The organism is Methylophilus sp. Leaf408 (assembly GCF_916856905.1).
Lineage (GTDB): Bacteria > Pseudomonadota > Gammaproteobacteria > Burkholderiales > Methylophilaceae > Methylophilus.
The window spans coordinates 183,573-196,766 of sequence record NZ_CAKASK010000002.1; the positions used below are offsets into that span (position 1 = coordinate 183,573).

The window sequence follows — 13,194 nt, forward strand, 5'->3', positions numbered from 1 at the left end:
TTTACTCAGTAGTTGGCGTTCTGATTTCAAAATCATGCGTAATTTCGCAGGCTTTTTGCAGCATGATACTGGCTGAACAATATTTTTCAGCAGAAAGGCTTATCGCACGCGAGACTTGTTGCTCGCTCAGGTTTTCACCGGTCACTACAAAGTGCACGTGAATCTTGGTGAATACTTTCGGGATGGTATCGGCGCGTTCAGCTGCAATTTCTGCCACGCAATCCACAATCGGCTGGCGTGATTTTTTGAGGATAGTCACTACATCAAATGCCGTGCATGAACCCATGCCGATCAGCAGCATTTCCATTGGGCGCATGCCGATATTACGGCCGCCATTCTCAGGCGCGCCATCCAGTACGACTGCGTGACCGGTTTCAGACTCGCCAACAAAACTGACGCCGTCTATCCATTTCACTTTGACTTGCATTGCTGATTTTTCCAATCGTTTTTAATTTGTGACCAACATCAATCACTTGAGGGCGGAGCTGACACATTGCAAGAATGCCTAGCTTCCTTCACCAAGGTGCTTAATCAAGGGCACCATACACCCGAACAATCACTTTCTATTTGACGCCGAGCAATTCAACGTCAAATACCAGTGTCGCATTTGGCGGAATCACGCCGCCGGCACCGCGTGCGCCGTAACCCAGTTCAGAAGGGATAATCAGCGTACGTTTGCCGCCAATCTTCATACCTTGCACACCTTCGTCCCAGCCCTGGATGACCTGGCCACCGCCCAGGAAAAAGTTGAACGGGGAATTACGGTCCAGGCTGCTATCAAACTTTTTGCCTTTAAAGTCTTTGGCATTGGCATCGTACAACCAGCCGGTGTAATGCACGGTCACGTTGAAACCGATTTCGGCTTCGCGGCCATCGCCGACCACGGTATCAATTTTTTGCAGCTCAGTCACATTGGCAGTCATTTGGGTATTTTCCTTTGAATTAGGTGAGTTGGATTGCGCCTGGCAACCCGCTATCGATAACAGTAACACCATGCCCAAGCTTAATTTTTTCATTCCTGATTTCACATTTGCTCCTTGAAAACGACCATTATCATACGCGGTTTTTATTAAAAATTCTCAGTTGCCAGCTGGCTAGCGGCCTTCAATCACCGCTTTAATCAGGCCATCCTGAATGGAACGCGCTGCCGAAGCATTATTGTGATTGACCAGCATGACCAGCACATAGCGTTTACCCTGAACATCCTGCACATAACCGGCAATGCTGCTGACACCTTCTAGAGACCCCGTTTTCAAGTAAGCCATGCCCCGGCTCGGAGCTTCGGGCAAGCGCTTTTTGAGCGTACCATCTAACCCAAGAATCGGCAGGGAAGCCATCAGCACAGGCATCGCCGGCCGCTGATAGGCTGTGACGAGTAATTGTGCAAGATGTTCCGCACTGATACGCTCGTTGCGTGAAAGCCCGGACCCATTTTCCAACACCAGTTCAGTAAAAGACAGCCCGCTTTTGCTTAATAATTCCCTTACCACCAACCCACTGCTATTTTCGTCAGCTGGGTCATGCCCTGCTTCCACGCCTATGGTCAGCATCAACTGCCGCGCCATGACATTATTGCTCCATTTGTTTATATCACGAATCACCTCATCGAGCGGCGCAGACCACCAGGTGGTGACCAATGTTGCGGAGGCTGGTAACCCGGCAGCGACGGCCTGGCCATCCAGCCGCCCGCCCAATTGCGTCCATAATTTTTTGAAGGTATTCACCGCGTACTGATGCTGGCTAAGCGCGCTTAATTCAATATAACGTTCATCACATTGCTCAGGTAATGTGCCGCTAAACGTAACCGTTGTGCCTTCTGGTGTCGCAGACACTCCATAACGGAGGTTACTACGCCAATCCCCGCAAGCGCCTTTGCTGACCTGCATGGCATTCAGCACTTTAATCTGTGGCAACTCAAACTCTTGTGTGACACTCACAACAGGCTTGCCGCCATCTCTGGATACGCCAAACCTGAAACTGGTATGACCGCCATTCACCAGCAATGCATACGGATTGACGTTGTAAGCGCGCCATGGCTCGTCATCCAGTATCGGACGTTGAGTGACTTCCGGCGTATAAATGGAAGCATCAAGTACCAGGTTACCTTTGATATGTTTAATCCCCTGTTGCTGGATCTGCTGCAACAAACGCCAAAGCTCGGCATTGTTCAGGGCCGGGTCACCGTAGCCTTTGATAATGAGATCACCATCAAGCACACCCTGATTCACTGGCCCGTTTTTATAGACTTCTGTTTTCCAGCGATAAGCGGGTGTAAGGGCTTCCAGTGCGGCGTAAGCGGTCACCACTTTCATGACACTGGCCGGGTTCATGGCCTTGGTCTGGTTATGGCTGATGAGCGGCGGCTCCCCATCGAGGGGTTGCACCACAATCGCAACGCTATCCAGCGGTAATTTCGCTTTAGTAAGCGCTTCTTGCAATGAAACCGGCAAAACCGCCTGAGCAACGCCGGCCCACAAGCAACAAAAGAACAGGCACCAGCGCATAATTAGCTGCATGCCATACTTTCGAGAATCGTGGTTTGTGTCGCCTGTACCAGATGATCAATCTCTGCCGCATTCAGACAATATGGCGGCATCCAGTACACTGTATTAGCTATCGGGCGCAGCAATAAGCCATGCCGCAACGCTGCCGCATAACAATCGCGGGCAAATTGTGGATTTTTGTTATCAACCTCAAACGCAGTGATCATGCCCCGCTGGCGGACATGCTGTAGAGGCAAGTCATATGCCTGCACTGCTGTCCAAAGTTGCTGTGCGGTCTTCTGGTTATTGCCCAACACGTCAGAGGTTTCGAACAATTTCAGCGTTGCCAATGCCGCACTGCACGCTAACGGGTTGCCGGTGTAACTATGGCTGTGCAAAAAACCCTTGGCAGTTTGGTCATGGTAAAAAGCCTGATAAACATCATCGGTCGTGAGTACCACAGATAACGGCAAATAACCGCCGGTAATGCCTTTGGAAAGACACACAAAATCAGCAATATCACTGACTGTTCCGCCCGCCTGCTCACAGGCAAACAAGGTGCCGGTACGGCCAAAACCGACAGCAATTTCATCTGCAATCAAGTGGATATCATAACGGCTGCAAATCTCGCGTGCACGACGCAGATAGTCAGCATGATACATCGCCATCCCAGCCGCACCTTGCACCAGGGGTTCAATAATGAAGGCTGCCAATTCGGCATGGTGCTCGGTTACATAAGCTTCCAGTGCATCGGCACAACGCAAGGCCAAATCTTCTTCGGATTCACCGGCTGCAGCCAGTCGGCTATCCGGACTGGGCATTTGTGCCGACTGTAAAATCAGCGGCGCATAAGTGTCTTTAAAAATGGCAACATCGGTCACGCTCAGCGCGCCTAGAGTTTCACCGTGGTAACTGTTTTGCAGGCTGATGAATCTGGTTTTTTGCGCTTGCCCGCGATTACGCCAATAGTGAAAACTCATTTTAAGCGCGATCTCAGTAGCACTGGCACCATCTGAACCATAAAAAGCGTGACCGAGGCCAGTCAATGCAGAAAGTTTCTCTGATAGCTCCACCACCGGCGCATGGGTAAACCCGGCCAGCATTACATGCTCAAGCTGGTCTAACTGTGCCTTAATCGCATCTTTAATCTCCGACCGGTTGTGCCCAAACAGATTGACCCACCAGCTGCTGACGGCATCCAGATAGACTTTGCCATCGGTATCAAATAGCCAGGCTCCATCACCTCTGGCAATCGGAACCAGCGGCGTGCGTTCGTGATGCTTCATCTGCGTACATGGATGCCACACGTGATTGAGGCTGCGTTGTAATAAATCCTGATTTCCACTCATGACGCTATTTTAAACCAAGCGCAAAATGCATGCTTCGTTTAAAATAGCGTCTTAAATCAAGTCGTTACACTGTAGATACATCCCGCATGCAAAAAACCCGCAAACATCTGGAACTGCTTTCACCTGCCAAAAACGCAGATTTTGGCATTGAAGCCATTAATCACGGGGCTGATGCCGTGTATATTGGTGGCCCGGCATTTGGTGCGCGCGCCAAAGCGCCGAATACCGTACAGGATATTGCCAGGCTGGTGCAGCATGCGCGCAAGTTTCATGCCGAAGTGTTTGTCGCGCTGAATACGATTTTTCATGACAACGAGCTGGAAGGTGTACGCCAGCTGGTACATCAGCTGTATGACTCAGGCGTAGATGCGCTGATCGTGCAGGACATGGGCTTGCTGGAACTGGATCTACCGCCGATACAACTACATGCCAGTACGCAAACCGATATACGCACTGTGCAAAAAGCACAGTTTCTTGACCAGGTCGGGTTCAGCCAGATCGTACTGGCGCGCGAGCTGGATATCGCGACGGTGAAAAAGATTGCTGATGCCACGACGGCTAACCTGGAATATTTTATACATGGCGCCTTATGTGTCGCTTTTAGCGGGCAATGTTTTATCAGCCACGCACACACGGGCCGCAGTGCCAACCGGGGTGAGTGCTCACAAGAGTGCCGGTTGCCCTATACGCTGGAAGACCAGAAAGGTCGCATCCTGGGTAAAGACAAACATTACTTATCGATGAAAGATAACGACCAGAGTGCCAACCTGCGTGCGCTGATTGCTGCCGGTGTCAGCAGTTTTAAAATCGAAGGCCGTTACAAAGACCTGCCTTATGTGAAAAACGCCACCGCCCATTACCGTCAGTTGCTGGATGAGATTCTGGAAGAGATGCCGGATTACGCTAAATCCTCAGCCGGGCATGCCAGCTACACATTTACGCCACAGCCTGAAAAAACCTTTAACCGCAGTGCCACCGACTATTTTGCCAATGGCCGCCAGGCCGATATCGGCGCCTTTGATACGCCCAAATTTTCAGGTGAAGAACTGGGTAAAGTGCGTAAAGTCGGTAAGGACTTTATCGATGTGGCGACAGAAGTTGTATTACACAATGGCGATGGCGTGTGCTTTTTTGATGTACATAAAGAGCTGGTCGGCCTGCGTGTGAACACGGTGCAAGCGCTGGATAACTATACGCAACGCCTGTTCCCAAATGAAATGCCTGCGGATATCCGCAACAACACCCAACTCTACCGCAATCGTGACCACGCTTTTATGCGCTTGCTGGAAAAGGATTCAGCTTCACGAAAAATAGCGCTTGATGTTGTACTTTACGAAACGGCAGACGGCTTTGCACTGACACTGACGGATGAACAAGGCTTTAGCGCCACCACCCAATGCACTACCGAAAAGCAGCCTGCGAACGATACAGAAAAAGCCGAGGTATCGTTGAGGGAGAATCTGGCAAAACTGGGAAATACCGATTTTTCAGCCCGAGATATCGGCCTGGAATTGACCCAGCCTTGGTTCCTGCCCGCTTCTGTTGTGAACCAGCTACGCCGTGATGCCGTGGAAGAATTAATTGCCATCAGAACATTAGGCTATAACCGCCCGCCATTGCGTGCGGCTGCCGAGCCACCCGCTATTTATCCCGAAGATACTTTGAGCTACCTGGCAAATGTCTATAACCAGAAAGCTCGCGATTTCTATCACAAGCACGGCGTGAAGCTGATTGCCAGCGCTTATGAATCCAATGAAGAACTGGATGAAGTGCCGGTGATGATCACCAAACATTGCTTGCGTTTCAGCCACGGTTTGTGTCCGAAAGAAGCCAAAGGCGTGATAGGTGTGCAAGGCACGGTGACGGCCGAACCTATGATGCTAATCAGCGGCAATGACAGGTACACACTCAAATTTGATTGTAAGCCCTGTGAAATGCATGTGATGGGCAAAGTGCGCAAACATATCTTGCAGATGGCACCGCCACAACCGATTGCGTTTTTTGACAAGCGTCCTGCATAAATAAAATGACCTTGGCAATTTGCCTACACCATTTTTTTCAGGCAAGCTTGACGACAAAATCCGATGCCAAAAAGTAACCGCCATGAACGAATATACCTACCTGCTTAAAGTCGCGATTGCCTTGCTGGCGATTGTGAATCCTATCGGCAGCCTGCCAATCTTCATCAGTGCCACCAGTGGCTGGAGCAAAAAGGAACGTGCCCGTACCGCACGCACGGTCGGCATGACCGTGATGATTGTGCTGTGCGTCTCGGCTTTTATAGGCGACAAAGTACTAGACTTTTTTGGCATCGACATCCCTTCATTCCAGGTCGGTGGTGGTATTTTGCTGCTACTGATTTCTATCTCAATGATGCATGGCAAGCAAAGTGGCACTCGCCAAACAGCCGAAGAAGCGCAAGACTTGGCGGAGCGTGAAGTGATTGCGATTGTGCCATTGAGTATCCCGCTACTTGCCGGACCAGGCGCGATTTCCAGCATGATTATCACTGCGCAACAGCATCCTGGTTTTTGGGGGCATTTAAGCCTGATAATACCGGTGGCTTTAATTTCACTGTTTATCTGGGGCCTGTTATTACTTTCTGATGCCATCACTGATTACCTGGGCCCTATCGGGATCAATATCGTGACCCGCCTGATGGGACTGATTTTAGCGGCCATGTCAGTAGAGTTTATTGCGCATGGATTGACTGGTTTGTTTCCGCAGTTGGCGGGTTGATGACCACATATCGACAGCGCATGGTAGTAGTCAAGGCTTTAAGATAATTACCCTAATCAATCACTTAGCGTTAAAATAGCGCTTTTAACGAAACCCGCGTATTTTGAATTCACCTGCCTCTTCCAAGTCCTCCCAGCAGTGGAAACCCAACGTCACCGTGGCGGCAATTATCGAACAACACGGCAAGTTTTTGCTGGTTGAAGAAACCACTGACCGTGGTAACCGCTTTAACCAGCCTGCCGGTCACCTCGAAGAAAACGAGACGATTATTGAAGCGACGATTCGGGAAACGCTGGAAGAAACTGCGTATGACTTTACGCCAGAAGCCCTGGTAGGCATTTACCACTGGCAGCATCCGGTCAATGGGATTACCTATTTGCGTTTTGCATTTACAGGCAAGCTGGGAGCACATTACCCGGAGCGTGCATTAGATGACGGCATCCTCCGCACCGTATGGAAAACTGAATCCGAGATTGCTGCCGATGGCGAGTTGATGCGCAGTCCGCAAGTGCTGTTATGCGTGCAGGATTACCTTGCGGGCAAACGTTATTCTTTAGATATTTTGAAACATTTGGGCCAGGCATTATGAGTAAGCCACATGTGATCGTCGGCCTGTCCGGCGGCGTTGATTCTTCCGTTACCGCTTTGTTGTTAAAGCAGCAAGGCTACCATGTCACCGGTTTGTTTATGAAAAACTGGGAAGACGATGACACTTATGAATACTGTTCTTCGAAGCAGGATTTGATCGACGCCGTGTCTGTCGCTGACAAGATAGGGATCGACATTGAAGCCGTAAATTTTAGTGAGGAATACAAAGAGCGAGTATTCACTAACTTTCTGGAAGAGTACCAGGCTGGCCGTACGCCTAATCCTGACATCCTGTGTAATGCCGAGATCAAATTCAAGGCATTTTTAAACCATGCGATGAGCCTGGGTGCGGATTTGATTGCGACTGGTCACTATGCCCAGGTACGCGAGAACCCAATTCAACCGGGTAACTTTCAGTTGCTGAAAGCAGATGACGGCAGCAAGGATCAAAGCTATTTCCTGTCACGCCTGAACCAGGCACAGTTATCTAAAACATTATTTCCGTTGGGTAAATATCTGAAGCGTGAAGTGCGTGAAATCGCGCGCGAGCATGGGCTGATCAATGCAGAAAAAAAGGACTCCACCGGCATTTGTTTTATCGGCGAACGCCCGTTCCAGGAATTTTTGCAACGCTACCTGCCAAGACAACCTGGCATCATGCGTACGCCTGAAGGTAAAGTAGTCGGTGAACATGAAGGCTTGATGTATTACACGCTCGGGCAGCGTCAGGGCCTGAAAATTGGTGGCAGCCGCGACAGTAACGGCGAACCCTGGTTTGTAGCAGGCAAAGACATGGTCAGCAATGAACTGATTGTAGTGCAAGGACACGATCACCCACTGCTGCAAAGTGACGGCCTGACTGCCGGGCAACTGCATTGGATCAGCGGCGAACAGCCACGTACCAACTGGGTTTACGCGGCCAAAACCCGCTACCGCCAGCCGGATGCGCCATGCGAAGTCGATGCGGTGAATGACGTGGAAGCGACCATCCGCTTTGGTCAGCATCAATGGGCGATTACGCCAGGGCAAAGCGTGGTGGTTTATGAAAGCAATGTCTGCCTTGGTGGTGGCATTATCAATGGGGCGATTTAAGTAACCCAAAGGCATGGTTATTGCTTCTGCTTTCCTGATAAACAATAACTCACACCTAAAGTGACAAGGAATGACACCTGATGGCCTATATACTTAAAAATAAAGAAGGTGCAATTATTGCCGCAAGTCCGGATACCAAGGTTTCGGCTGACTGGGTACAGGTAGAAAACTCAGATGCCGATTATTTGAATTTTCTGGATGAAGAACTTAAGAAACACCACACCTTCCGTGAAAGCGATATCCAGCTAGCACGCGTACTTGAAGACTTGATCGGCATTCTGATCGAGCGCAGCCTGATCAGTTATACCGACTTCCCAAGTGCAGCGCAAAAACGCCTGAATGAACGCCAGACATTACGCCATAAAAATAATCTGCATACCCTGCTCGGTGATGATGATGTTGCACCGCTTTAAACAAATACATCATCTAAATATAGAAAAGCCTCAGAGATTCTGAGGCTTTTTAATTTCATTCAATACATTAACTCGACAAAGAATTTAACGTTTTTCCCCGGAGCAAAAATTCCTAATCCACCCATAGCAGCGTCGAGACGATACTCTTTATTGGTCAAATTTTCTCCTATCAGTCGCATTCCCAATTGTGGAGTAGCTTGCCAATGTACCCCGGCATTCCAGATTTCATAGCCGTCCTGCGTGCCAAAAACATAATCAGTGGTAGTACCGCCACCGACAATTATATTTCTATCTGAAATCTTCCTGTAAGTGACATTAAAGTCCAAAGTCTTAGTTAACGACGCCCCCAAATTAATATTCAAGGTATTGCCAGGAATGGTATACAGTGGAACAAAACGCCCTCCGTCAAAAAGATTTCCATTTATTCGTGAATATGCGCCGCGCATATATATACCATGGTATTGAACAAAACCTTCTACCTCTATTCCATTTCTTCTTTCCCAACCTTTTTGTGTGATGCTCCTGTCATCGTTCTCACGCAAGGATGAAAGTAAATGCGAAGTATAGATGTGATAAAAGTTAATTTTGCTGGTAAGGGCAATATCAGTCCCCATTAGATGAGGATCTTGATAGCTCATGCCGACTTCGGTGGACTCAGAAGTCTGAGATTGATAAAGATCACCACAAATACCAGAGGGTGGGCCGTCTGGCATTGAAACTCCAGGAATCAAAAGTGCGCCTAATCGTCGGCATCTGCTGAATGTGCCTTGTGTAAACGACTCATCTATTAATGCTGGACGAAATCCTTGACCGTAATTGCTATAGACTGTCAATTGCTTGGGACTGGCACGAGGGAAGAAATCGTAAGCTAAGCCCAAGCTCCAGGTTTCTTCAGTAAATTCATTTTTACTGGCTTGTTTAAAAGGAGCAAGCAAGTTTAGAGTGCCACCGTCTGCTTCAATCTTGTAATCATCCCTTCGATACCCTGGTTTGATACTTACTTGTCCAATCTGAAAATGTGGCTGAATATAAAATGCATTGTAAGAACGTTTGCCTGGAGGTGCAGAAGGATTGAAGCCATTGGGATAATCACTTGCCAAAGGGCTGGCGGGATTTTCAAGAAAGCGTTCTACGTCTCTTTCACTTTCATTGTATTGATAACCGGTTAACACGGCTATTAACATTGAATCAGCTTTAAAAATCGTGGAGATATTACTTAAATCCACAGTCTTTGTTTTGTAATCATAATAATCATTCATGTTTGTGCAAGTGCTGACATTGCACGGATTTATCGATGATTTGCCAGGCTGCAGCAGATCATGTAACTTTGTATGCCCTCCGCCCAATACAGCTTTCAGATTAACCCAAGGATGATCAGGCGTATAAAGCATGGTTTGAGTCCAGCTAAAATCATCAATACTTCGTATCACTGTGCCGAAGGTACCTGGTTGCCCGCCAGTTGCGTCATAAGGTTGCAACCCGCTATCATCAAAGGTGACTAATGAAGTGCTAAGTTCCAAATCTTCCCGTGGAAAAATGGAAACTTTGAGCAATTGGGAGATAGACTGGATTGCAGAACTATCTAATTTATCTCCATTTGCAAGCGTGATGTTATTCGCCTGTCGATTAGAGTAGTTGAATAAAATATCTATCCTTTCCTCGGGTCGGGCATACATCATATAAGAACGAGAGTATTCATCATTGTTATTGCCATAACCGAACTTGGCTTTAGCACCAAATTTCTGGCCGGGCTTTAACAAATCAGCCGCATTTTTAGTTTGGGCGATAATCGTGCCCCCTAAAGAACCTGAACCGCTGGTAATTTGTGGACCGCGTTGGATTTCAATACTTTTTAACAACTCGGGCTCTACAAAAGTACCCCCCATTCGATACTTTTCAAATCCTTTAGGCGCCCCATCAACTTTCACCATTACATCTTCATTATCCGTATAACCCCGAATACTAAAAGCCATACCACTTGGTCTTGGCCCCCCTGTAATTGATACACCTGGCGCAGATTTTACAGCCTCAAAAATGTTGCTCGGCTGCGTGCGTTGCAACTGCTCACTTGTGATTGTGGTAATCGGCAATGTAGGATTGATGCCAGACTCCTCTTTAACCCTGGTATCAGTGACGGACACCTCGGGCAATGTATCAACACTCTCCGATTTGTTTATCGGCTGATCATCCTGATCATTTTTAGACTGGGTATTTTCCTGGTTGGAGGTGTTCTCATCGCGGCTTATTTGATCTGCAGCAAAATTAATATGGCTGAATGAAATAAATAGAATGCAAATACATAACTGAAACGCACCCATCATTGAAGAATAATGGTTATTAATTTTATTTTTACGTTGCCGTTGATCGAGGCATTCCATCATGAGCGTTTTACTACTAGAAGTATTAATTGAAACAAAGGGACTGAATCAGCCCCTTTGTGTAGTTGCACAAATCGAAATCAGGTATTGCTAGTGCGACGTCTTGCAATCACACCTACCAGGCCAAGACCGAGCGCCATCATGCCGTAGGTTTCTGGCTCAGGCACTGGCGTCACTGTTGGGACAGAAACAGTGGCTAAAGCAAGTTGATCCAAACTCATGCTTGATGAAGAGGCTCCGAAATTAAAGGTATACAGGTTTGAGCCTGTTACACCAGTCCATTTCCAGTACAACTCTTGCTCATAAGATGTACCAAATCCGCCAAAGTCACCTTGCGACTCAGTCTTTTGCACTACCACTTGACTTGCTGCCTGGCCATTCAAGAACGCAGATGCTTGAGATGCTGTATTACCTACCGTACCTATACGCAAATAAACATCATACAATCCACCTGCTGTGCCGCTTAAAGTTGCAGTAAATTGTGTAGCTACAGCGAAACTATATACATTGCCGCCCACTAAGAATGCGCCGCCAGTTGTTTCTTTTAGAGATGCTGTCGTTCCTGCTGATAAAGCTATTTCAGGGGTGGTATCACCTGTACTAAGTGCTGTGCTTTCAAATGTGTTCCATTCGGCATATTGCGTTGTTGTGCTCCAAGGTGCTGCCGTATCCCAAACACCTGCTGTTGCAAATGCTGATCCACTAAAGGCAAAACCAAATGCCAAAACCAAAGCTGATAATTTCATTTTATAAATCTCCTCTTACAGCGCATAAGCCCCTTCCTCTTGAAGGTGATGCACCATTTACCTCATAAGCCTCACGGACTCACTCCGTTGAGTATTTAGTTTCCATGTAAAAAACATGGACAAACATCTTTAACACTTAGCGGAGCGCCCGGCGGGTTTCCGAGGTTGCCTGGAGCGACAAAAGACCTGCAAGTATTGACAGGGCCTTTATCACTACGCATAGGCTTAAGTGTTTAAACCTGACGGCGACGGCGTGCTACCAAACCGATCAAGCCTAATCCGGCAAGGATCATGGCATATGACTCTGGCTCAGGAACCGGCACAGCGACCACCTTATTGAAAGTGTCGCTCTGCGTGAGGCGGGCTGCATAAGTTTGGCTGTGTGCGACGACATCGAAAGTCACATTGAATGATGAAATGTTGCTGTAGCCAGTCAGATCCCATTGGAATGCATACAGATTGATGTAAATGGGCTCTTCTGTACCGCCAGCACTTGTTGTACCGTTCTCGCCTTTGGTGCTCAGTTCAGCCCAGTTGGCAGTCAACTGCGTGGTTGTGTTATTGCTGAAAGTCAGGTTCAGCGTAGGGAAGTAGTTAGTCACGGCTAAAGCACCTGCCGCATGCGTTGAAGCGTCACCAATTGTGGTTGTATTGCCCACAGAGGGCTGGTAGAAATCGTAACCATTGGCACCGCCAATTTCGACCTGGAACACCACATTGGCCAGATTGTCCACTGGCGCAGTTTCAAACACACCCAGCTTGCCACCGTTAACATTGAAAGCACCGCTGAAAGAGCCTGCATACAGGCTGTCACTCGAAGGAAAGGCCCCACCTGTTGCGCCATTACTCACTTTTCTGAAAGTCGCTGAATTGTCAGCGTCAGATTTAACCTGTGACACCACATTCGGCAGTGGTGCCATGCCTGGGAAACCACCACCAGGAATACCAGCGATGGTGACAGACTGGCCGTCCACTGTTTTGGTTTTGGAAGCAGAGCTCAGGTTATACCAGCCGTCATCCTTTTTAATACCATTCAGCGATTTAGCTACTGGAATAGCATCCTGAATACCAGTAGGGGTTGCAGCGAAAACCGAGCCTATATTCAGACTGAACGCAGTCAATGCAACGATTGAGAGGGGTTTGAAACTTAGTTGATTCATCATTTTTCTTCTCCATAGTCATACGGGCACAAGCCCATTAAACCGGCTACCCCTCTTCTCCTAGTTAGAGGTAGCTGGCATGCTCGTTTGCAGCATATGCTGCTCTACAAGACATAAGTCCTGCAGATAAACGAATCTTTTAATGTCTTGTTGAGTATGTAATCAGAGGCGAGATAATGCTTATGAACATAAGCATGTAATACCACGTAGAAACCTAGGTAGAAACCCAAGTAGAAACAAGGTGCC

12 protein-coding genes are annotated in these 13,194 nt (G+C 48.0%); 5 read left to right on the forward strand and 7 right to left on the reverse strand.

Annotation, left to right across the window (positions count from 1 at the left end):
- Position 1: 1 nt before the first annotated feature.
- From LPA26_RS11725 to bioA, 4 genes are all read right to left on the reverse strand, one after another.
- Positions 2-427, reverse strand: coding sequence for an OsmC family protein (locus tag LPA26_RS11725; RefSeq protein ID WP_229008486.1), 426 nt, complete (start codon positions 425-427; stop codon positions 2-4).
- Positions 428-563: 136 nt separating this feature from the next.
- The gene (locus LPA26_RS11730) at positions 564-1,016 is read right to left on the reverse strand and encodes an FKBP-type peptidyl-prolyl cis-trans isomerase (RefSeq protein ID WP_200936992.1); all 453 of its coding nucleotides are present in this window, start codon (positions 1,014-1,016) and stop codon (positions 564-566) included.
- Between the two features lie 78 nt (positions 1,017-1,094).
- Positions 1,095-2,516 (reverse strand): D-alanyl-D-alanine carboxypeptidase/D-alanyl-D-alanine-endopeptidase, encoded by a 1,422-nt coding sequence (gene dacB, locus LPA26_RS11735; RefSeq protein ID WP_229008487.1) that lies wholly within the window; start codon positions 2,514-2,516, stop codon positions 1,095-1,097.
- Positions 2,507-3,832, reverse strand: coding sequence for an adenosylmethionine--8-amino-7-oxononanoate transaminase (gene bioA, locus LPA26_RS11740; RefSeq protein ID WP_229008488.1), 1,326 nt, complete (start codon positions 3,830-3,832; stop codon positions 2,507-2,509). Before bioA ends, dacB begins: the two co-directional genes overlap by 10 nt.
- Before the next feature lie 86 nt (positions 3,833-3,918).
- Between bioA and LPA26_RS11745 the strand changes: the two genes are divergently transcribed.
- From LPA26_RS11745 to LPA26_RS11765, 5 genes are all read left to right on the forward strand, one after another.
- Entirely contained in the window at positions 3,919-5,853 is a 1,935-nt protein-coding gene (locus tag LPA26_RS11745; RefSeq protein WP_229008489.1) for a U32 family peptidase, read from the forward strand.
- Positions 5,854-5,935: 82 nt separating this feature from the next.
- Positions 5,936-6,571 carry a YchE family NAAT transporter gene (locus LPA26_RS11750; RefSeq protein ID WP_055827991.1) on the forward strand — a complete coding sequence of 212 codons (636 nt, stop codon included), beginning with the start codon at positions 5,936-5,938 and terminating at the stop codon, positions 6,569-6,571.
- Between the two features lie 157 nt (positions 6,572-6,728).
- Positions 6,729-7,160 (forward strand): NUDIX hydrolase, encoded by a 432-nt coding sequence (locus LPA26_RS11755; RefSeq protein WP_229008752.1) that lies wholly within the window; start codon positions 6,729-6,731, stop codon positions 7,158-7,160.
- Positions 7,157-8,251, forward strand: coding sequence for a tRNA 2-thiouridine(34) synthase MnmA (gene mnmA, locus LPA26_RS11760; RefSeq protein WP_229008490.1), 1,095 nt, complete (start codon positions 7,157-7,159; stop codon positions 8,249-8,251). Before LPA26_RS11755 ends, mnmA begins: the two co-directional genes overlap by 4 nt.
- A gap of 80 nt (positions 8,252-8,331) precedes the next feature.
- The gene (locus LPA26_RS11765; RefSeq protein WP_229008491.1) at positions 8,332-8,664 is read left to right on the forward strand and encodes a hypothetical protein; all 333 of its coding nucleotides are present in this window, start codon (positions 8,332-8,334) and stop codon (positions 8,662-8,664) included.
- Positions 8,665-8,723: 59 nt separating this feature from the next.
- On the opposite strand, the gene LPA26_RS11770 is transcribed toward LPA26_RS11765, so the two are convergent.
- The 3 genes from LPA26_RS11770 to LPA26_RS11780 all read right to left on the reverse strand — a co-directional run bounded on the left by LPA26_RS11770 (position 8,724) and on the right by LPA26_RS11780 (position 12,951).
- On the reverse strand, positions 8,724-11,045 hold the full coding sequence (locus LPA26_RS11770) for a TonB-dependent receptor plug domain-containing protein (protein ID WP_229008492.1): 2,322 nt from the start codon (positions 11,043-11,045) through the stop codon (positions 8,724-8,726).
- A gap of 77 nt (positions 11,046-11,122) precedes the next feature.
- The gene (locus tag LPA26_RS11775) at positions 11,123-11,788 is read right to left on the reverse strand and encodes a PEP-CTERM sorting domain-containing protein (protein ID WP_229008493.1); all 666 of its coding nucleotides are present in this window, start codon (positions 11,786-11,788) and stop codon (positions 11,123-11,125) included.
- 233 nt (positions 11,789-12,021) lie between these two features.
- On the reverse strand, positions 12,022-12,951 hold the full coding sequence (locus tag LPA26_RS11780) for a PEP-CTERM sorting domain-containing protein (RefSeq protein ID WP_229008494.1): 930 nt from the start codon (positions 12,949-12,951) through the stop codon (positions 12,022-12,024).
- Positions 12,952-13,194 lie beyond the last annotated feature (243 nt).